This is a genomic window from Streptomyces sp. NPDC092370 (assembly GCF_044755265.1).
Taxonomy (GTDB): Bacteria; Actinomycetota; Actinomycetes; order Streptomycetales; family Streptomycetaceae; genus Streptomyces.
Genome location: NZ_JBIVQO010000002.1, coordinates 802,114 through 820,993 on the forward strand (window position 1 = coordinate 802,114; position 18,880 = coordinate 820,993).

16 protein-coding genes are annotated in these 18,880 nt (G+C 72.1%); 9 read left to right on the forward strand and 7 right to left on the reverse strand.

Annotation, left to right across the window (positions count from 1 at the left end):
* Window positions 1–33 precede the first annotated feature (33 nt).
* Window positions 34–804 (forward strand): TIGR04222 domain-containing membrane protein, encoded by a 771-nt coding sequence (locus ACIQHQ_RS10210; RefSeq protein ID WP_402611364.1) that lies wholly within the window; start codon window positions 34–36, stop codon window positions 802–804.
* A gap of 115 nt (window positions 805–919) precedes the next feature.
* Window positions 920–2,521, forward strand: a complete 1,602-nt coding sequence (locus ACIQHQ_RS10215; protein WP_402611365.1) for an alpha/beta hydrolase — start codon at window positions 920–922, stop codon at window positions 2,519–2,521.
* Here the strand turns inward: ACIQHQ_RS10215 and hemQ are convergent, their stop codons facing one another.
* Together hemQ and hemG are read right to left on the reverse strand one after the other, a co-directional pair.
* A complete protein-coding gene (gene hemQ / locus ACIQHQ_RS10220) occupies window positions 2,522–3,265 on the reverse strand; it encodes a hydrogen peroxide-dependent heme synthase (protein ID WP_402611367.1) in 744 nt (247 codons plus the stop codon).
* Window positions 3,266–3,270: 5 nt separating this feature from the next.
* Window positions 3,271–4,716, reverse strand: coding sequence for a protoporphyrinogen oxidase (hemG, locus tag ACIQHQ_RS10225; RefSeq protein ID WP_402611368.1), 1,446 nt, complete (start codon window positions 4,714–4,716; stop codon window positions 3,271–3,273).
* Window positions 4,717–4,873: 157 nt separating this feature from the next.
* Here hemG and ACIQHQ_RS10230 point away from each other — a divergent pair, with 157 nt between their 5' ends.
* Window positions 4,874–5,866: a DUF4349 domain-containing protein gene (locus tag ACIQHQ_RS10230; protein ID WP_402611369.1), complete on the forward strand. Its 993-nt coding sequence runs from the start codon at window positions 4,874–4,876 to the stop codon at window positions 5,864–5,866.
* A 27-nt stretch (window positions 5,867–5,893) separates the two neighbouring features.
* The gene (locus ACIQHQ_RS10235) at window positions 5,894–7,321 is read left to right on the forward strand and encodes an FAD-dependent oxidoreductase (RefSeq protein ID WP_402611370.1); all 1,428 of its coding nucleotides are present in this window, start codon (window positions 5,894–5,896) and stop codon (window positions 7,319–7,321) included.
* Between the two features lie 93 nt (window positions 7,322–7,414).
* Here ACIQHQ_RS10235 and ACIQHQ_RS10240 read toward each other — a convergent pair whose 3' ends face one another.
* A complete protein-coding gene (locus ACIQHQ_RS10240) occupies window positions 7,415–7,744 on the reverse strand; it encodes a hypothetical protein (protein WP_386503853.1) in 330 nt (109 codons plus the stop codon).
* A gap of 116 nt (window positions 7,745–7,860) precedes the next feature.
* Window positions 7,861–8,928: a uroporphyrinogen decarboxylase gene (gene hemE, locus ACIQHQ_RS10245; RefSeq protein ID WP_402611371.1), complete on the reverse strand. Its 1,068-nt coding sequence runs from the start codon at window positions 8,926–8,928 to the stop codon at window positions 7,861–7,863.
* Between the two features lie 102 nt (window positions 8,929–9,030).
* Between hemE and ACIQHQ_RS10250 the strand changes: the two genes are divergently transcribed.
* The 3 genes from ACIQHQ_RS10250 (at window position 9,031) to ACIQHQ_RS10260 (ending at window position 12,165) form a co-directional block, all read left to right on the forward strand.
* Entirely contained in the window at window positions 9,031–9,705 is a 675-nt protein-coding gene (locus tag ACIQHQ_RS10250) for a DUF3000 domain-containing protein (RefSeq protein ID WP_402611372.1), read from the forward strand.
* A 321-nt stretch (window positions 9,706–10,026) separates the two neighbouring features.
* Window positions 10,027–10,689, forward strand: a complete 663-nt coding sequence (locus tag ACIQHQ_RS10255; protein WP_003993737.1) for a response regulator transcription factor — start codon at window positions 10,027–10,029, stop codon at window positions 10,687–10,689.
* 186 nt (window positions 10,690–10,875) lie between these two features.
* Window positions 10,876–12,165 (forward strand): ribonuclease D, encoded by a 1,290-nt coding sequence (locus ACIQHQ_RS10260; RefSeq protein ID WP_402611373.1) that lies wholly within the window; start codon window positions 10,876–10,878, stop codon window positions 12,163–12,165.
* A gap of 11 nt (window positions 12,166–12,176) precedes the next feature.
* Here ACIQHQ_RS10260 and ACIQHQ_RS10265 read toward each other — a convergent pair whose 3' ends face one another.
* The 3 genes from ACIQHQ_RS10265 to ACIQHQ_RS10275 are packed head-to-tail and all read right to left on the reverse strand — an operon-like array spanning window position 12,177 to window position 15,261.
* Window positions 12,177–13,007, reverse strand: a complete 831-nt coding sequence (locus ACIQHQ_RS10265; RefSeq protein WP_402611374.1) for a carbohydrate ABC transporter permease — start codon at window positions 13,005–13,007, stop codon at window positions 12,177–12,179.
* Window positions 13,004–13,948, reverse strand: coding sequence for a carbohydrate ABC transporter permease (locus ACIQHQ_RS10270; RefSeq protein ID WP_402611375.1), 945 nt, complete (start codon window positions 13,946–13,948; stop codon window positions 13,004–13,006). The genes ACIQHQ_RS10265 and ACIQHQ_RS10270 overlap by 4 nt, the downstream gene beginning before the upstream one ends.
* The gene (locus tag ACIQHQ_RS10275) at window positions 13,948–15,261 is read right to left on the reverse strand and encodes an ABC transporter substrate-binding protein (protein ID WP_402611376.1); all 1,314 of its coding nucleotides are present in this window, start codon (window positions 15,259–15,261) and stop codon (window positions 13,948–13,950) included. The genes ACIQHQ_RS10270 and ACIQHQ_RS10275 overlap by 1 nt, the downstream gene beginning before the upstream one ends.
* Before the next feature lie 163 nt (window positions 15,262–15,424).
* Between ACIQHQ_RS10275 and ACIQHQ_RS10280 the strand changes: the two genes are divergently transcribed.
* Complete coding sequence (locus ACIQHQ_RS10280; protein ID WP_402611377.1) at window positions 15,425–17,794, forward strand: glycoside hydrolase family 2 protein; 2,370 nt, start codon at window positions 15,425–15,427, stop codon at window positions 17,792–17,794.
* Window positions 17,791–18,828, forward strand: a complete 1,038-nt coding sequence (locus ACIQHQ_RS10285; RefSeq protein ID WP_402611378.1) for a LacI family DNA-binding transcriptional regulator — start codon at window positions 17,791–17,793, stop codon at window positions 18,826–18,828. Before ACIQHQ_RS10280 ends, ACIQHQ_RS10285 begins: the two co-directional genes overlap by 4 nt.
* Window positions 18,829–18,880: the final 52 nt, after the last annotated feature.

The window sequence follows — 18,880 nt, forward strand, 5'->3', positions numbered from 1 at the left end:
TGCTTTCGGGACCGTGTCACATACAACGAACATATGCTCTGGGTTCTTTTCCTGCTGGCGGCCTGGGCCGTGGCCGGAACGGCGTGCACGCGTCTGTGCCTGGCCGCCGTACGTGCCGCGGCCGTGGACACGGGTTCCGGCCGGGGGCGTGAACTCACGCTGTACGAGGCCGCGTTCCTCTCCGGCGGCCCCGGGCGGGTCGCCGACGTCACCCTGGTCGCCATGGCCCGCCAGCGCCGTCTGCTCCTCGCCCACACCGGCTGGGCCACGGTCGTCGACCCACGCGGGCGGGACGAGATGGAGCGGTCGGTGATAGGGGCCATCGGCCCCGAGGGGCAGTCCCGCATCGGGCCGGTGCGGGCCACGGCCGCTACGGCGGACGCGGTGCGCAAAATCGCCGAAGGGCTGGTGCGCGCGGGGCTCGCGGTGCCGGACAGCGCCCGTACCACGGTCGCGGCGGCCGTCCGGCAGGTGCGCGGGGCAGCCGTCGCGGTCCTCGGACTGGGCGTGGCAGCACTGCTGACGCCCGCTTTGCCGGACATGCCGCGGCATCTGGTCGCCCTGTGGTTCGCGCTGCCGCTCGCCCTGACCCTGAGCTGCCTCGCCGTCGCGCGGGTCGAGATCCATCCCTACTCGCGCTGGGCCTCCCCGGCCGGTCAGCGGCTGCTCGGCGCGCTGACCCGGACCGCGGACGGCGCCGCAGACGACCGTACGTACCTCACCTCGGTGGCCGTGCGCGGCGTCCGCGCCATCGGCGAACCGGATCTGCGCGCCGCGTTCACGCACCGCGAGTCGCACGACTGACCGACCGGGGGCGCACACGGGGCAAGGGGCCCGACACCGGCGGACAGTGCTTGCCTTCCCGCCGTGGGGAACGAAACATCCCTCTCGTCGCCACCGTGCACCGAAGGGATACGCGATGAGAGCCGCCCTCCTCTGCTCGGCCGCCGGGTCCTTGCTGCTGAGCACCCTCACCGCGGCCCCGGCCACCGAGGACCGAACGGGGGCGGCCGAGATGCGGGGCACCGCCGTCGCCGCCGCCCGCGCGAAGGCGGCCGGTGTCGACTTCGGCCCCTGCCCCGACGCGCAGGACCTGCCCGGCCGCATGCAGTGCGGCACGGTGAGCGTCCCGCTGGACTACGCCCGCCCGGACGGCAAGCGGATCGAACTCTCCGTCAGCAGGGCCCGTGCCACACGGAAGGACCCGCGCCGCGGCGCCCACACGGTCCCCAGGCAGGGCGCCCTCCTCTACAGCCCGGGCGGGCCGGGCGCCACCGGCCTGTACTTCCCGCTCATCGGCCTGCTCCCCGAGTGGAAACGGATCGCGGCCGCCTACGACCTCGTCGGCTACGCCCCGCGTGGGGTCGGGCGGTCGGCGCCGCTGTCGTGCACCGACCCGAAGCGATTCTTCAACGGGCCCTCGCCAGCGCCGACGCACCCCTCGGAGGCCTACAAGCGGGAACGCGTCGCGCAGGCGAAGGCGTACGCGCGGGGCTGCGCCGAGCGGGCCGGCGACGCGCTGCGGCACTACCACTCACTGAACAACGCCCGGGACCTCGACGTGGTGCGCGCCGCGCTCGGTGAGGAACGGCTGACGTTCATGGGCTCCTCGTACGGCACCTATCCCGCTGCCCTGTACGCGACGCTGTTCCCGGCGCACGTACGGCGGATGGTGTTCGACTCGGTGGTCCACCCCGACCCGGCGCGGATCTGGTACCGCAACAGCCTCGCCCAGTCGCCGGCGTTCGAGCGTCGCTGGGCGGACTTCCGGGCGTGGATCGCCCGGCACGACGACGTGTACGGGCTGGGCGGGACCGCGTGGGAGGTGCTGCGCGGCTACGAGCGGGCGAGCGCGAAGCTGGCCGCCGAGCCGGCGGGCGGAAAGGTCGGCCCGGGTCAGCTGCAGGGGGCGTTCCTCCAGGCCGGGTACTACGACGACCAGTGGCCGCACCGCGCGCACGCGCTGTCCGCATATCTCAAGGGCGACGCCAAGCCGCTGGTGGAGCAGATGGAGCAACACCCGGAAGCAGCCGTCGAGGCGGAGAACTCGCGCGCGGTCTACGTGGCCGTCGAATGCAACGACGCCCCCTGGCCCACCGACTTCAGGGTGTGGGACCGGGACAACACCCGGCTCGCGCGGGTGGCGCCCTTCGAGACCTGGCACAACGTGTGGACGAACCTGCCGTGCGCGTACTGGCGGGTGCCCCGGCAGCGGCCGCTCGATGTGGCGGCCGGGCCGGGCGAGCTGCCCCCGACGCTGATCCTGGCCGCCGAGCGGGACGCCGCCACGCCCTACGAGGGCGCCCTCGAACTCCACGACCGCCTCGCGGGTTCGGTCCTGGTGACGGAACGGGACGCCGGTACCCACGGCCTGGCCGGCGGGCCGAACGCCTGCGTCAACGGGCACATGGAGGCGTATCTGCTTCAGGGCCGGCTGCCGGGGCGGCACGCGGAATGCGCCCCGCACGCCGAGCCGAAGCCGACGGCCCCGGGGTCCAGGGCCGTCGGGCGCAGCCGCTGATCAGGCCAGACCGGCGACCAGCTCGGCGATGTCCTTGCGGCGGCCCGTGTAGAACGGCACCTCCTCGCGGACGTGCCGGCGGGCCTCCGAGGCGCGCAGGTGACGCATGAGGTCGACGATGCGGTACAGCTCGTCGGCCTCGAAGGCGAGGATCCACTCGTAGTCGCCGAGGGAGAACGAGGCGACGGTGTTGGCGCGGACGTCCGGGTAGCCGCGGGCCATCTTGCCGTGGTCGGCCAGCATGCGGCGGCGGTCCTCGTCGGGCAGCAGGTACCAGTCGTAGGAGCGCACGAAGGGGTAGACGCTCACGTAGTCGCGGGGCGTCTCGTCGGCGAGGAACGCCGGGATGTGCGAGCGGTTGAACTCGGCGGGGCGGTGCAGCGCCATGTTCGACCAGACGGGCTCCAGGGCGCGGCCCAGCTTCGTGCGGCGGAAGAGGTTGTACGCCTCCTGCAGCGCGTCGCTGGTCTCCGCGTGCCACCAGATCATGAGGTCGGCGTCGGCGCGCAGGCCCGACACGTCGTAGGTGCCGCGGATCGTCACGTCCTTGGCGGCGAGCTGGTCGAACAGTTCCTGGACCTCGTCGGCGTACCCGGCGCGGTCCTCGGGGAGGACGTCCTTCAGCTTGAAGACGGACCAGAGCGTGTAGCGGATGACCTCGTTGAGGTCCTTGGCCAGCTTGCCCTTGTTCGGGATGCGCTCGGGCGCGGTGCTGGAGGCCGTGGTGGAGGCGTCGTCACTCATGCTCCTCATTCTCCCGCTCCGCCGTGCAGACTCTGCACCGGGTGGGCGGTGAGCTCCTGCACACCGCGCAGGTCACCGTGGATCTGGTCGACGGCGGCGTACGCACCGGCGATGCAGGCCGGGATGCCGACGCCGTCGTACGCGGCGCCGCAGACGGCGAGGCCGGGGAGGCGGGCGATGTGCTCGCGGATGCGGGACACGCGCGCGTGATGGCCCACGGGGTACTGGGGCAGACCGTCGTGCCAGCGAGTGACGAGGGTGGCGACGGGTGTGGCGGCGAGGCCGGTGGCGGCCTTCAGGTCGTGCCGGGAGACGTCGACGAGCTCGCTGTCGTCGCGCCCGAGGATCTCCGTCTCGCCGTGGCGTCCGACGGAGGTGCGCAGGACGACCAGGTCCGGGTTCTCCTCGGCGATCCAGTCCCACTTCTGCGAGGCGAACGTGGACGCCTTGATGGTGTGCCCGTCCACGGGCGGCACGAGGAACCCGCTGCCGTCGGGCAGGGCCGCCCCGTCGCGGCGGTAGGCGAGGGTAACCAGGGCCATGGAGGCGTACTCGACACCGTCGAGCTCCGCGGCGGCCCCCGGGGTCTCGGCGCGCAGCAGCCGGGCGGCGACGGGAGCGGGGGCGGCGACGATCACGGCGTCCGCGAGCCACTCACGCCCGGCCGAGGCGACGTGCCAGCGGCCCTCGGGGGTGCGACGCAGATCCGTCACCGGTGTCCCGTTGAGGATCTCGCCCCCGCGGGCCCTGACCGAGTCCGCCACCGCGAGGGGCAGGGTGCCGACGCCGCCCCGGATCCCCATGAAGACCGGGCCGGTCTGCCGGGCCGCGGCCGCCTTCGCCTGGAGCTCGCGGACCCCCGCCGTCAGGGAGGTGTGGCTCCGGGCCACCTGGAAGAGCTGCGGGACGGCCGAGCGCATGGAGATGCGGTACGCGTCGCCCGCGTACACCCCGCCCAGCAGGGGCTCCAGCAGGCGGTCGACGACCTCGCGGCCGAGGCGCTCCGCCACGTACTCCCCCACCGCCACGTCGTCGCCGACCTCGGTGCGGGGCAGCTCGGCATCCCGCCCGATGCGGGCGAGGCCCTCCTCGGACAGCACACCGGCCAGGGCGGACGCGGTGCCGGGCACTCCCATCACATGCCCCTTGGGAAAGGGGCGCAGGGCGCCGCGGGTCCACAGCGAGGCCGTCGCGGTGGCCGGGGGCCGCAGAAGCTCGGCGAGGCCCACCTCGCGCGCGAGTGTCACCGCCTCGGGGCGGCGGGCCAGCATCGACTCGGCGCCGAGGTCCACGCGCGCGCCCGCGATCTCCCCGGGCAGCAGCTTGCCGCCGACCCGGCCGGAGGCCTCCAGCACGGTCACCCGCGCCCCGCGCTCCAGCAGCCGGTGTGCGGCGGCCAGCCCCGCGATGCCCGCTCCGATGACGACGACCTGCCCTTGAACTTCGCGCATGCCCCCAGCCTCTCAGACCCCGCTGACACCGCCGCCGCGCCCCGGTGTCCGTCACGAGTCCCGACCGTGACCGCATCGGAACCGTCCAGGGCCAAACGATCGGCGCCGTCCGGGCGTCGAAGAAGCGTCAGCAGAATCGACCCCGGGGGATGCCCGCATGCGCACACGACGATCCGTACGACACCCCGCCCCGGCCCTGGCAGCGCTCCTGCTGGCGGCCGCCGTCGCACTGACCGGGTGCAGCGCCCAGGACGACGGGGCCGGCGGCAGCTCCGCCGCCAACCGCGGCGTCGCCGCCCCCGGGGCGGACGAGAAGGCCGGCTCGGCGGAGGCCAACCCCGGCGGCACCGGAAGCGGCGCCAGGACCACGGCGCCGCCGAAGCTCGCCGCGAGCCACATCATCCGCACGGCCTCCCTGACCGTGCAGGTCAAGGACGTCCCGAAAGCCCTGGAGCAGGCCCGCACCGGCACCGAGAACGCGGGTGGCTACGTCGGCAACGAGACCACCACCCGGGATGCCGAGGGCCATGAGCGCACCCGGGTCGTGCTGCGGGTTCCCGTCGAGAAGTACGACGAGGTCCTCGCCGACCTGGAGGGCGCCGGCAAGCTCCTCGACCGCAGCGCGAAGGCCGAGGACGTCACGGACCAGGTCGTCGACGTGGAGAGCCGGATCAGGACGCAGCGCGCCAGCGTGGCCCGGATCCGCGAGCTGATGGACCGGGCCGGCAAGCTCAGCGACGTGGTGACCCTGGAGGGCGAGCTGAGCAGCCGCCAGGCCGACCTCGAGGCGCTGCTCGCCCGGCAGGAGTCCCTCAAGGACCGCACCAGCCTGGCCACCATCACCCTGTCGCTGTCCGAGACCCCGGTGAAGAAGGCGGCCGAGGACGACGACCCGGGGTTCGTGGACGCGCTGGCGGGCGGCTGGAACGCCTTCGTGACGATGCTGCGCTGGCTCGCGGTGGCCTTCGGCGCGGTGCTGCCGTTCGCGGCGGTGGCGGCCCTGATCGTGCTGCTGTGGCTGCGTGTCGTACGCCCCCGGCTGCCGCGCCGCCCCGAGCCCGCGCCCACGACGACCGCGCTGGGCCCGCTGCCGACGGCCCGCCCGGCACCGGAGTCCACACGGCCGCGGACCCCGGACGGGCAGGAGTGAAATGCCGTGCTCCCGTAGCGTGTTCGCATGAACATGAGCCGTACACGGGAGCGACTGGTCGTCATCGGCGGCGACGCCGCGGGCATGTCCGCGGCGTCGCAGGCGCGCCGCCTGAAGGGCCCCGGGGAACTGGAGATCGTGGCGTTCGAACGGGGCCACTTCACGTCGTACTCGGCGTGCGGCATCCCCTACTGGGTCGGCGGCGACGTCACCGGCCGGGACCGGCTCGTCGCCCGCACCCCCGAGGAGCACCGCGCCCGGGACATCGACCTGCGGCTGCGCACCGAGGTCACGGAACTCGACCTCGACGGGCAGCGGGTACGCGCCCGTGACGCCGACTCCGGTCAGGAGTCCTGGACGTCGTACGACCGGCTCGTGATCGCGACCGGCGCCCGGCCGATCCGGCCGGACATGCCCGGTGCCGACGCGCCCGGGGTGCACGGAGTGCAGACGCTGGACGACGGCCAGGCGCTTCTCGACACCCTGGAACACACGCAGGGCCGCCGGGCGGTGGTCGTCGGGGCCGGTTACATCGGTGTGGAGATGGCCGAGGCGCTCATCAAGCGCGGCTACGAGGTGACGGTCGTCAACCGCGGCAGCGAGCCGATGTCGACCCTCGACCCGGACATGGGCCGCCTGGTGCACGAGGCCATGGAGGGCCTGGGCATCACGATGGTGAACGACGCCGAGGTCACGAAGATCCTCACCGGCGATGGGGGCACCTCCCCGCTCGAGCGAAGCCGAGAGCCTGGGGGAGGGCGGGTGCGGGCGGTGGTCACGCAGGACCGCGAGTTCCCGGCAGACGTGGTCGTGCTCGGCATCGGCGTCCGCCCCGAGACGACCCTCGCCCGGGCCGCGGGCCTCCCGCTCGGCCCGCACGGCGGTCTCCTCACGGACCGGGCGATGCGGGTGCGCGGCCACGAGAACGTCTGGGCCGGCGGCGACTGCGTCGAGGTCCTCGACCTGGTCTCCGGCCAGGAGCGGCACATCCCGCTCGGCACCCACGCCAACAAGCACGGCCAGATCATCGGCACCAACGTCGGCGGCGGTTACGCGACCTTCCCGGGCGTGGTCGGCACCGCGGTCAGCAAGGTCTGCGACCTGGAGATCGCCCGCACGGGCCTGCGCGAGAAGGACGCCCACCGGGTCGGGCTGCGCTTCCACTCGGTCACCATCGAGTCGACCAGCCGCGCGGGCTACTACCCGAACGCCTCCCCCATGACGGTCAAGATGCTCGCCGAGCACCGTACGGGCCGCCTCCTCGGCGTGCAGATCGTCGGCCGGGAGGGCGCGGGCAAGCGGGTCGACATCGCGGCGGTCGCCCTCACCGCGGGCATGACGGCGGAACAGATGACCATGCTGGACCTCGGTTACGCCCCGCCGTTCTCCCCGGTCTGGGACCCGGTCCTGGTGGCGGCCCGCAAGGCGGCGGCAAAGGTCCGCGGCGCCTCGTGACGGGGCGGGTGCTTCAGGGGCGCGGGGAACGGGGCGACGAGCCACAGACGTCGCGCACCCGGCGACGGCCCCCGCACCCCCTGCGGCGAAGTCCTACGCCGTCCCGACCGTCCCGTTGATCCGGTCGATCGCCTGGCGCGCCTGCTCCGCCGGCGGCCGCGACGGCAGGGAGGACACCGACGCCGACGCCGTCACCGCCGGCGGCTGCTCCCCGGCCGGCTTCGCGTGCGAGGCCACCCGGGTCGACCGCAACCGGTGGCTCACCGCCTCCTCCAGCGTCACGGGCCGCCGCAACTGGGTGGCCAGCCGCCCCGCCTCCTGGCCGAGGCGGGCCACGTCCTCCCAGGGCAGCCGCACCACCAGCGTCAGCTCCGCCTCGCCGTCGGGCAGTGCGTGCATCGCGGGAGTAACTCGGTCGTTCATCGCCTGTTCCTCACGTCGGCCCCGCGACCCGCCTTCCCCGCGTCGCGGGCGGTTGCCGACACATACGCACGCCCGTACGGCCGCGTTCACCGGTCCGGCCGATCGGGCTTTTCGTCTCAGCGCAGGGTCCGCATGTGCACGTGCTCCACGAGCCGCGTCAGCGCGTCCGGGTCCGTGGACGGCATGACGCCGTGGCCGAGGTTGAAGATGTGCCCCTCGAGGTCCTTCGCCGCGTCCAGGACTTCAAGGGTCTTGGCCTCGACGGCCTCCGTCGGGGCGAACAGCACGGTCGGGTCGAGGTTGCCCTGCAGTGCCTTGCCGGGGCCGACCCGGCGGGCGGCCTCGTCCATCGGGACCCGCCAGTCGACGCCGACGACGTCCGCGCCGGCCTCGCCCATGAGACCCAGCAGCTCGCCGGTGCCGACGCCGAAGTGGATGCGCGGCACGCCGTGGCCGGCCACGGCCTCGAAGACCTTCGCCGACGCCGGCAGTACCGAGCGGCGGTAGTCGACGGGGGCCAGCGCGCCGGCCCAGGAGTCGAACAGCTGGACCGCCGAGGCGCCCGCCTCGATCTGCACCTTCAAGAACGCGGCGGTGATGTCCGCGAGGCGGTCGAGCAGGTCGGCCCACAGCTCGGGGTCGCCGTACATCATCGCCTTGGCGTTCTCGTACGTGCGGGACGGGCCGCCCTCGACGAGGTAGCTGGCGAGGGTGAAGGGGGCGCCGGCGAAGCCGATGAGGGGTGTGGCGCCGAGCTCACGGGTGAGCAGGCCGATGGCCTCGGTGACGTAGGAGACGTCTTCGGGGGCCAGGTCGCGCAGCTGTGCGAGGTCCGCGCGGGTGCGGATCGGGTGCTCGACGACCGGGCCGACGCCGGGCTTGATGTCGAGGTCGATGCCGATGGCCTTGAGCGGGACGACGATGTCGCTGAAGTAGATCGCCGCGTCCACGCCGTGCCGGCGCACCGGCTGGAGGGTGATCTCGGTGACCAGTTCGGGCCGCATGCAGGACTCGAGCATCCCGATGCCCTCGCGCACCTTGCGGTACTCCGGCAGTGAGCGCCCGGCCTGCCGCATGAACCACACCGGCGTGTGCGGCACGGGCTCGCGCCGGCAGGCCTTGAGGAAGGCGGATTCGTACGGGGCGGACGGCTGCTGGGCCCGAGGGGCGTCGTTGGCACTCACGGGGCCAAGTTTCGCACGCTGCCGTGCGGCGCGATTCAGCCCCTGGAGAGGCGCGGGGTGTCTAGCCCGACACCCGGGCTCCGGTCCCCGTAATCTTCCCGCATGGCTGCGGCTCAGGGACGACTGTCGGACGGCGCTGGCGGAATGGACGAAGCGAAGGACACCGAGAACGGCGGGCGGGAGGCGGACTCCGCCCCGCTGCCCTTCCGGGCCGCCGTCGACGCGCTGAGGGCGGCGCGGCTGCGGCCCCGGATCGAGGTCGAGCCGACGCCTGCGCCGAAGCGGCTCGCTCCCTACTCCTACGCGCTGGAGGCCGCGGTCGTCGACGGCGACCAGGACCTGGCCGACGGCCGCCTGGTGCTGCTGTACGACCCGGCCGGGCACGACGCCTGGCGGGGCACGTTCCGGCTGGTGACGCTGGTGCGCGCGGAGCTGGAGCCGGAGATGGCGGCGGACCCGCTGCTGCCGGAGGTGTGCTGGTCCTGGCTGACCGGCGCGCTCCACACGCGCGGACTGACGTACGGGGAGCCGAGCGGCACCGTCACTCGCGCGAGCTCCCACTACTTCGGCGGGCTGTCCGCGCGCCCGGCCGCCTCGCAGATCGAGATCCGCGCGTCGTGGACGCCGCGCGAGGGCGTGGGCGGGGTACCGGACACGGCCGCCCATCTCGCGTCCTGGTGCGATCTGCTGGCCCAGATCGCCGGGCTGCCCCCGGCCGGGCCCGGGGACGCGTCGATCGTGACGCTGCCCCAGCGGCGAGGGCCGCAGTCCCGCTGATCCACCGCCGACCGCCCCGCACTGATCGATCTTGTGCGGGGCGGTCAACCATGTCCTGCCGACGATCACACTCGCGTCCCCCTCTTGGCCGAATCACTTTGTCGATACGGCCACTTTCGACCGCGTAGTGACGCAGACCGAAACCGTTCGACCTTCGAATGATCGACCGGGTGTCCGAATTGCGCGGATTGTTATCACCGAATCGTGATCATTCTCTAAAGGCGGACGGGTTCGGTGCCGAAGACGACTGTGACCTTGAAAGCACGGTTCGTCCCGGCTTCACCCCCACGAGCCGGCCCCGTCCGCACCCCAGGAGGCCTGGTGTCCGTTCTCCTCGAGCAGCCCGCAAGCCTGGTCGCCTACCGCCCGAACAAGCCGACCGCCATGGTGGTCGTGGCCGACCCGCGCGTCCGCTCCACCGTCACCCGCCATCTGTGGGCGCTCGGTGTGCGCGATGTCATCGAGGCCTCGTCCATCGCGGAGGCTCGTCCCCGCATCGGCAACCCCCGCGACATCTGTGTCGCCGACGTCCACCTGCCGGATGGCTCCGGCCTCACCCTGCTGTCGGAGACCCGCGCCGCGGGCTGGCCCAACGGGCTCGCCCTCTCCGCCGCCGACGACATCGGCGCCGTGCGCAACGCACTCGCCGGCGGAGTGAAGGGTTACGTCGTCACCGGCACCCGTACCAACGTCGGACTCCCCACCCGCCCGGGCGCCGCCCCCATCGGCGCCGCCGCCGCCCGTCTGCACCGCCGCCCCCCGGGTGCCCCGAGCCACCCGGGCGGCTACCGCGAACTGTCCGGCCGTGAGGTCGAGGTGCTGCGGCTGGTCGCCGAAGGCCAGTCGAACAAGGCGATCGGCGTCTCGATGGGGCTGTCCGCCCTGACCGTCAAGAGTCACCTCGCCCGCATCGCCCGCAAGCTCGGCACGGGCGACCGCGCCGGCATGGTCGCGGTGGCGCTGCGGACCGGGATCATCCACTGACCCGCTCCGCCGTGACCTCCCATGATCATTCGTTCACGTGAACGGGATCGGGCTCCGGCCCCGTCCGCGTCACGCAGGGTTCGCGAACCCGCCGCTTCCCCGACATGACTGGTTTGCGACCCTGGACCGCCCGCCGACGGAACGTTCCGTCGGCGGGCGCTGTCCATACATGGATACCCTTGACATGTGACCGACGCCCACGACACCGCAGCAGACAGCTCACTGCGAACCACCGGAGGCGCTCCTCCGGACGACGGCGGATCTTCTGCTACGGAGGCGCCGATCCCTCTGCTGGAGCCGCGTGAGGGCATTCCGCCCGTCATCGCGGACGAGACCGCCCTGGCCCGGGTGATCGCCGCCTTCGAGGCGGGAACCGGGCCCGTCGCCGTCGACGCCGAGCGCGCGTCCGGCTACCGCTACGGGCAGCGCGCCTACCTCGTGCAACTGCGTCGCGAGGGCGCCGGAACGGCCCTGATCGACCCCGTGGCCTGCCCCGACCTGTCCGCCCTCGGAGACGCCCTGTCCGGCGTCGAGTGGGTGCTGCACGCCGCCACCCAGGACCTGCCCTGCCTGCGCGAGATAGGCATGGTGCCGACGCGGCTGTTCGACACGGAGCTGGCCGGGCGGCTCGCCGGGTTCCCCCGGGTCGGCCTCGGCGCGATGGTCGAGAGCGTGCTGGGCTTCGTCCTGGAGAAGGGCCACTCCGCCGTCGACTGGTCGACCCGGCCCCTGCCCGAGCCCTGGCTGCGGTACGCGGCGCTGGACGTCGAGCTGCTCGTCGACCTGCGGGACGCGCTGGAGAAGGAGCTGGACCGGCAGGGCAAGCTGGACTGGGCCCACCAGGAGTTCGACGCGATCGCCTCGGCTCCCCCGCCCGAGCCCCGCAAGGACCCGTGGCGGCGTACGTCCGGCATGCACAAGGTGCGCCGGCGCCGGCAGCTGGCCGTCGTTCGGGAGCTGTGGCAGACCCGGGACCGGATCGCGCAGCGGCGGGACGTGTCGCCGGGCAAGGTGCTCGGGGACGCGGCCATCGTGGAGGCCGCGCTGGCGCTTCCGGCCAATGTGCACGCGCTGGCCGCGCTGAACGGTTTCGGCCACCGCGTGGGCAAGCGGCAGCTGGAGCAGTGGCAGGCGGCGGTGGACCGGGCGAAGGCGCTGAGCGAGGCGCAGCTGCCCCAGCCCGGGCTGTCCGTGACCGGGCCTCCGCCGCCGCGCGCCTGGGCCGACAAGGACCCCGCGGCCGCGGCGCGGTTGTCCGCGGCCCGGGCCGGGGTGTCGGCGCTGGCCGAGCAGCTCACCATGCCGCAGGAGAATCTGATCACGCCGGACACGGTGCGGCGGGTGTGCTGGGAGCCGCCGGCGGTGGTGGACGCCGAGTCGGTGGCGGCCGCCCTGGCCGGTCATGGTGCGCGGCCGTGGCAGGTGGAGCAGGTGACGCCGGTGCTGGTGGAGGCCCTGTCCCCGAAGGAGGCCTGAGGAAGGCCGGGCTACTTCGTGGCCCCCCGGGTGAAGCCGTTGTAGATGAACCGCTGGAGGAACAGGAAGACGATCAGAGTGGGGACGATGACGAGGATCGCTCCCGCCGAGATCGTCTCCCAGTGGGCGCCGAACGGGCCCTTGAAGCGGAACAGCGACGTCGAGATCACGCCAAGATCTTCGGAGGGCATGTAGAGGAAGGGGATGTAGAAGTCGTTGTAGACGGTGATCCCCTTCACGATCACGACCGTCGCGATCGCCGGTTTCAGCAGCGGGAAGATGACCTTGCGGTAGACCGTGAAGGCGTTGGCCCCGTCGATGCGGGCCGACTCGTCCAGGGAGACCGGAATCGACCGGACGAACTGCAGGAAGATGTAGATCGAGACGATGTCCGTGCCCATGTAGAGGGCGATCGGCGCCCAGAGGCTGTCGAACATGCCGAAGCTGTTCACGATCTGGAAGGTGGCCACCTGGGTGGTCACTCCGGGGACCAGCGCGGCGATGAGGAACAGGGCCAGGACCCACGTGCGGAAGCGGAACCGGAAGCGGTCGATGGCGTAGGCCGTCATCGAGCCGATGAGGACGGTGCCGCCGATGGCGACGACGAGGATGATCGCGGTGTTGGCGAACGCCGAAAGCATCCGGCCGTCCTGGAACGCCGTCACGTAGTTGTGGAGGTTGAGCGGGTCGTCGGGCAGCGCGAGCGCTCCGCTGCCGTCCGCCATCTCCTGCTCGGACTTGAGGGAGGTCAGGAGCACGGCGGCCAGCGGGAGCAGGACCACCGCGGTCGCGGCGATCAGCGACAGGTACACGAGGACGCGGGTCATCGCGCGGCGTGTCATACGAGGTCCGCCTTGTCGTCGGGGGCGAGGCGCCGCTGCACCCAGGTCACCGCCAGGACGATCAGCAGCAACACGACCGCGGCCGCCGAGGCGAGGCCCGTCTTGTTGAACTGGAAGGCGAGCTTCACGGTCTGGATCACGAACGTCTCGGTACCGGTCGCGCCGCCGGTCATGATGTACGGGATCTCGAAGACCGACAGGGAGCCCGAGATCGACAGGATCACCGTCAGGGACAGGACCGGCTTGATGCCCGGCGCGATGATGTGGCGGAACTGGTGCCAGCGGTTCGCGCCGTCCAGTTCGGCCGCCTCGTACAGCTCCCCCGGTATCGACTGGATCGCCCCCAGGAAGAGGACGAAGTTCAGGCCCAGGTAGCGCCAGACGGAGACCGCCGCGAGGGACGTGTTCGCCGATGTGGGGGTGCCCAGCCAAGCCCGTTCCGTCTCCACGCCGAACAGGCCCAGCACCGAGTCGAGGGTGCCGCCGTCCTGGAAGAAGTAGAGGAAGACGAACCCGATCGCCACGCCGTTGATCAGGTACGGGAAGAACAGCACGCCCTTGAAGAAGTTCCGGAAGCGGACGTTGAAGCTGAGGATCGTGGCGAAGTACAGCGCGGCCACGATCTGGAACACGGAGGCCGCCAGGTAGTAGCCACTGACCCAGAAGACCTCGAACAGCTCGGAGCGGGTGAAGAGTTCGGCGTAGTTCTCGGTGCCCGTGTAGCGCAGCTCGGGGCTCACCCCGTCCCAGTCGGTGAAGCTGTACGCGACCATGTTGGCGATCGGCGCGTAGGTGAAGACGATCAGGAAGGCGAGCGGGGCGAGCAGGAAGAGCCAGGGGGTGGCCCCGCGCCGCAGACGGGCCCGGCGGGGGCTGGGGGCCGGGGCGGCGGCCGCCCCCGAGGCGGCCGTGACGGCCGCCGTCTCGGTCGTGCCCGTCATCAGGACCCCAGCGACTTCCGGGTCTCGGTCCACTTCTCACCGAGGCCGTCCAGGTAGGCGTCCGGGTCGCCCTTCCTGGCGCCGCGGGCCATGTCCACGAGTTCCTGGCGGTAGTCGGGCTTGTTGATGCCGACCTCGGACTGGTTCTCGATGGTCTTCACCTCCGCGCCCTTGCGGTCGTCGAGTTCGAGGAGCTTGACGCCCGCCTCCTCGTACGGCTTCAGGACACCGGGCAGCGGGGCGTCCTTGAGCGGCGACAGCGCCAGGTTGTCCTGCGCGTAGCCGGACTCGTCGGTGAACCAGTCGATCCAGGCGCGGGCGGCCTGCTTGTGCTCGGAGTGGATGTTGACGGCCTGCTGGTAGTCGGGCGACGTCACCGCGCAGAACGTGCCGTCCTTCTGGGCGGGGAAGGGCATGAACCCGATGTCGTCCGGGTCGCTGCCGGCCTGCTTCGCCGCGTCCCGCATCTGGATGACCGCCCAGGAGCCGAGCCACATGGTGGCGATGTCGCCCTTGGCCAGCTTGGGCTTGGACGCCTCCCAGTTGGTGGTCGTCGGGTCCTTCTCGATGAGCCCTTCGTGCACGATGTCGTACAGCAGTGTGTCCGCCACCCGCAGGTCGGCGCCCTCGGCCCAGGGGTTGCCCTCGGCCAGCCTGGTGGTGGCCTGCTCGTCACAGCTGACCGAGCCGTTGACCCCCGTCCACTGGCTGAGCGGCCACCCGTCCTTGAAGTTCGTGTAGTAGGGGATCGCGTCGGTCTTCGACTTGATCGCCTTGAGCCCGGCGAGGAACTCGGCCGGTGTCGTGGGCCATTCGGTGACCCCGGCCTTTCTCCACACCTTCTTGTTGTAGATGAACCCCGGGAGCGCGCCGAGCGGGCTCTGGCCGTAGGCCTTGCCGTCGACGGTCGTGGTGTCGGTGAAGCGGTACTTCTTGCTCCGCTCCTTCTGACCGCCCAGCGAGGCGAAGAACTTCGGGTAGTCCTTCTTCTCGATCACCGCGGGGATCATGAGGACGTCCCCGTAGTTCTCCGTGTTCATACGGATCTTGACTTCGCCCTCGTAGTCGGTGATGCCGTCGAACTCGACCTTCACCTTCGGATACGTCTTGTTGAACTCGGCGGCGTACTTCTTCAGCGTCCCGTCCTGCACGAGGTCGGTCCGGTGGGTGAGGACGGTGATGGTCCCGTCGACCTTGGAGGGGTCATCGGGCGCCTCGGCGTCGGCACCCTTCGAGGAGCCTTGGGATCCGGTACAGCCGGAGGCCAGCAGGGCGGCGCCCGCGGCGAGGGCGAGGAGGGTACGGCGGTTCATGTGCGTCAGCTCCGTTCGCGGAGGGGGACTCGGGACGGACGAGCACGTGCGGTATGGCTGGTTCGGAACTCTGGCAGCGTGCACTCAACCGGTAAAGTCCCAATCCCGCCAACGATGCGAATCGGTCACCCGACTCTTCACTGAACCGGTTAAGGGAGTGCGCATGCTGGAGGCCACACCGCTCGGCGAGGGATGGATCCTGCGGCACGACTCGGACACACTGCCGGCCACCGTGCCGGGCTGCGTGCACACCGATCTGATGGCGGCCGGGCTGATCCCGGACCCGTTCCTCGGCTCGGGCGAGACCGAGGTGGCGTGGGTGGCGCGCCGCGACTGGACGTACGAGCGGGAGATCGGCGGCTCGTGGGGGCAGGAGCAGGCCGACCTGGTCTTCGACGGGCTCGACACCGTCGCCGAGATCTCCCTGGACGGGCGGCTGCTGGGGAAGGTGCGCAACATGCACCGCTCGTACAGGTTCGACGTGACGGGCCTGTCCGGGCGGCTGTCCGTGCGGTTCGTCTCCGCCTATGCCGAGGCCGAGGCCGTGCGGAGCCGGGTGGGCGAACGGCCCGGCGCCTACGCCGAGCCCTACCAGTACTTGCGCAAGATGGCCTGCTCCTTCGGCTGGGACTGGGGACCGACCCTGGTGACGGCCGGGATCTGGCGGCCGGTGCGCCTGGAACACTGGTCGACGGCCCGGATCGCCCGGGTGCGCCCGCTGGTCACCGTCGAGGAGGGTACGGGCGTCGTCGAGCTGGCCGTCGACGTCGAGCGGACCCGGGTGGAGGCGCCGCTCGCCGTGGAGGCGACCGTCGCGGGGGTGCGGGCGCGGGCGGAGATCGAGGGCGCGGGCGGGACCGTACGGCTGCGGGTGCCCCACGCGCGACTCTGGTGGCCGCGCGGCTACGGTGAACAGCCGCTCTACGACGTCGAGTTGAGGCTGCTGCACGGCGAGGACGACCTGGACGTGTGGCGGCGGCGGATCGGTTTCCGCAGCGTGGAGCTGGACCGGCGGCCCGATGCGCACGGCACCGGCTTCACCCTCGTGGTCAACGGCGAGCGGCTCTTCGCGCGGGGCGTCAACTGGATCCCCGACGACGTCTTCCCGTCCCGCATCACCCGCGAGCGCTACCGGCAGCGGCTGGAGCAGGCGGCCGGCGCGGGCGTGGATCTCGTAAGGATCTGGGGCGGCGGGATCTACGAGAGCGAGGACTTCTACGACGCCTGCGACGAACTCGGCCTGCTGGTCTGGCAGGACTTCCCGTTCGCCTGCGCGGCCTACCCGGAGGAGCAGCCGCTGCGCGGCGAGGTGGAGGCCGAGGCGCGGGAGAACGTCGTACGGCTGATGCCGCATCCCTCGCTCGTGCTGTGGAACGGCAACAACGAGAACCTCTGGGGCTTCAGGGACTGGGAGTGGGAGCCGCGACTGGCCGGGGACTCCTGGGGCGAGGGCTACTACCTGGGCCTCCTGCCGCGGGTGGTGGCCGAGTCGGACCCGACCCGGCCGTACACGGCGGGCAGCCCCTGGTCCGGGTCATGGGACCACCACCCCAACGACCCGGCGCACGGAACCCACCACTCGTGGGAGGTGTGGAACCGGGAGGACTACGCGGACTACCGGCTCAGCGTGCCCCGGTTCGTCGCCGAGTTCGGCTGGCAGGCGCCGCCCGCGTACACCACCCTGCGGCGGGCCCTGCCCGGGGAGGAGCTCGCGCCGGACTCCCCCGGCATGCTGCACCACCAGAAGGCGCACGACGGCAACGGCAAGCTGGAGCGGGGGCTCCGGCGGCATTTCGCCCTGCCGGAGGGGGACTTCGACCGGTGGCACTACCTCATGCAGCTCAACCAGGCCCGGGCGGTCGCGACCGGGATCGAGCACTGGCGTGCGCACTGGCCGGTGTGCGCGGGCACGGTCGTCTGGCAGCTCAACGACTGCTGGCCGGTGACGTCCTGGGCGGCGATCGACGGGGACGGCCGGGAGAAGCCGTTGTACCACGAACTGAAGCGGTTGTACGCGGACCGGCTGCTGACGATCCGGGCGGGGGACGGCGGGCTGGAGCTGGCGGCCGTCAACCAGGGAGCGGACGACTGGCAAGAAACACTGACCCTGCGGCGGTTTTCCGTCGAGGGCGAGGTGCTGGGGCGGGCGGATGTGGAACTGACGGCCGGGCGGCGGACCGTGGCGCGTGTCGAGGTGCCGCGGGAGCTGACGCCCGACGGGCCGAAGGAGTTCCTGGTCGCCGACGTGGGCGGGCTGCGGGCGGTGCACTTCCCCGTGCCCGACCGCGACGTCCCCTATCCCGCCCCGCGGTTCGACGTCGCGCTCACTCCGGGCGGCATCACGGTGACCGCCCGCACCCTGGTCCGGGACCTGCTGCTCCAGGCCGACCGGCTGGAGCCCGGGGCGCGCGCCGACCGGGGCCTGGTCACGCTGCTGCCGGGCGAAGAGGTGACCATCGGGGTGCGCGGCTGGAAGACTCCGGACGCGGAGACCGCTCGTTCTGCCCTGTACTGCGTGGAGCCCACCCGATGACGGCAACGCCGACCCCTCGCGTCACCATCAAGGACGTCGCCGCGCGCGCCGGTGTGTCCAAGGGTGCCGTGTCCCTCGCCTTCAACCACAAGCCCGGGCTGTCGGAGGCCACCCGGGACCGGATCTTCCGGGCGGCGCGGGAGCTGGGCTGGGCGCCGAGCCTCACGGCACGGACGTTGGCCGGATCGCGGGTGGACGTGGTCGGGCTGGCCGTGTGCCGGCCGGCGCGGGTGCTCGGACTGGAGCCCTGGTACATGGAGTTCGTCTCGGGGGTGCAGAGCGTGCTGACCGAGCACTCCAGTTCGCTGCTGCTGCGGCTCGTGCGGAACATGGACGAGGAGATGGCCGTCCAGGAGGCGTGGTGGCGGGGGCGGCAGATCGGCGGGTCGGTCCTCGTCGACTTCCGGGCCGACGACCCCCGCTCGGCCCTGGCGGAGCGCCTGGGGATGCCGGTGGTCGCCGTCGGGCACCCCGCGCTGACCGGAGGGCTCACGTCGGTGTGGACGGACGACGCCACCGCCGTGACGGAGGCGGTGCGGTATCTGGCCGCGCTCGGGCACCGGCGGATCGCCCGGGTGGGCGGGGCGGCGGAACTCGGCCACACGGCGATCCGGACGGCGGCGTTCGACGAGGCGGCCGGGGCACTGGCACTGGCCGGGGCGTGGCAGGTCGCGACGGACTTCTCGGGGGACGCGGGGGCGCGGGCGACACGGTCGCTGCTGACGGCGTCGCCGGCCGACCGGCCGACGGCGATCGTGTACGACAACGACATCATGGCGGTGGCGGGGCTGTCGGTGGCGGCGGAGATGGGGCTGCGGGTGCCTCAGGACGTGTCGCTGCTGGCCTGGGACGACTCGCAGCTGTGCCGGCTGACGCACCCGACCCTGTCGGCGATGAGCCATGATGTGCACGGGTTCGGGGCGGAGGTGGTCCGGACGCTGTTCTCGGTGATCACCGGGGGTGAGGCCGGATCGCATCCGGTGCCCACTCCCGTGCTGACCCCCCGGGGCTCCACGGCACCGCCGAAGGTGTGACCTTCACCGCTCCCCCTGTCAGGACTGTGCAGCTACGTTACTCATAAGTAGC

What these genes read in the sequence shown, in the direction of transcription:
- ACIQHQ_RS10210 (WP_402611364.1), top strand. Translation starts at nt 34, where the DNA reads ATGCTCTGGGTTCTTTTCCTGCTGGCGGCCTGGGCCGTGGCCGGAACG.
- ACIQHQ_RS10215 (WP_402611365.1), top strand. Translation starts at nt 920, where the DNA reads ATGAGAGCCGCCCTCCTCTGCTCGGCCGCCGGGTCCTTGCTGCTGAGC.
- hemQ (WP_402611367.1), bottom strand. Translation starts at nt 3,265, where the DNA reads ATGAGTGACGACGCCTCCACCACGGCCTCCAGCACCGCGCCCGAGCGC.
- hemG (WP_402611368.1), bottom strand. Translation starts at nt 4,716, where the DNA reads ATGCGCGAAGTTCAAGGGCAGGTCGTCGTCATCGGAGCGGGCATCGCG.
- ACIQHQ_RS10230 (WP_402611369.1), top strand. Translation starts at nt 4,874, where the DNA reads ATGCGCACACGACGATCCGTACGACACCCCGCCCCGGCCCTGGCAGCG.
- ACIQHQ_RS10235 (WP_402611370.1), top strand. Translation starts at nt 5,894, where the DNA reads ATGAACATGAGCCGTACACGGGAGCGACTGGTCGTCATCGGCGGCGAC.
- ACIQHQ_RS10240 (WP_386503853.1), bottom strand. Translation starts at nt 7,744, where the DNA reads ATGAACGACCGAGTTACTCCCGCGATGCACGCACTGCCCGACGGCGAG.
- ACIQHQ_RS10250 (WP_402611372.1), top strand. Translation starts at nt 9,031, where the DNA reads ATGGCTGCGGCTCAGGGACGACTGTCGGACGGCGCTGGCGGAATGGAC.
- ACIQHQ_RS10265 (WP_402611374.1), bottom strand. Translation starts at nt 13,007, where the DNA reads ATGACACGCCGCGCGATGACCCGCGTCCTCGTGTACCTGTCGCTGATC.
- ACIQHQ_RS10270 (WP_402611375.1), bottom strand. Translation starts at nt 13,948, where the DNA reads ATGACGGGCACGACCGAGACGGCGGCCGTCACGGCCGCCTCGGGGGCG.
- ACIQHQ_RS10275 (WP_402611376.1), bottom strand. Translation starts at nt 15,261, where the DNA reads ATGAACCGCCGTACCCTCCTCGCCCTCGCCGCGGGCGCCGCCCTGCTG.
- ACIQHQ_RS10280 (WP_402611377.1), top strand. Translation starts at nt 15,425, where the DNA reads ATGCTGGAGGCCACACCGCTCGGCGAGGGATGGATCCTGCGGCACGAC.
- ACIQHQ_RS10285 (WP_402611378.1), top strand. Translation starts at nt 17,791, where the DNA reads ATGACGGCAACGCCGACCCCTCGCGTCACCATCAAGGACGTCGCCGCG.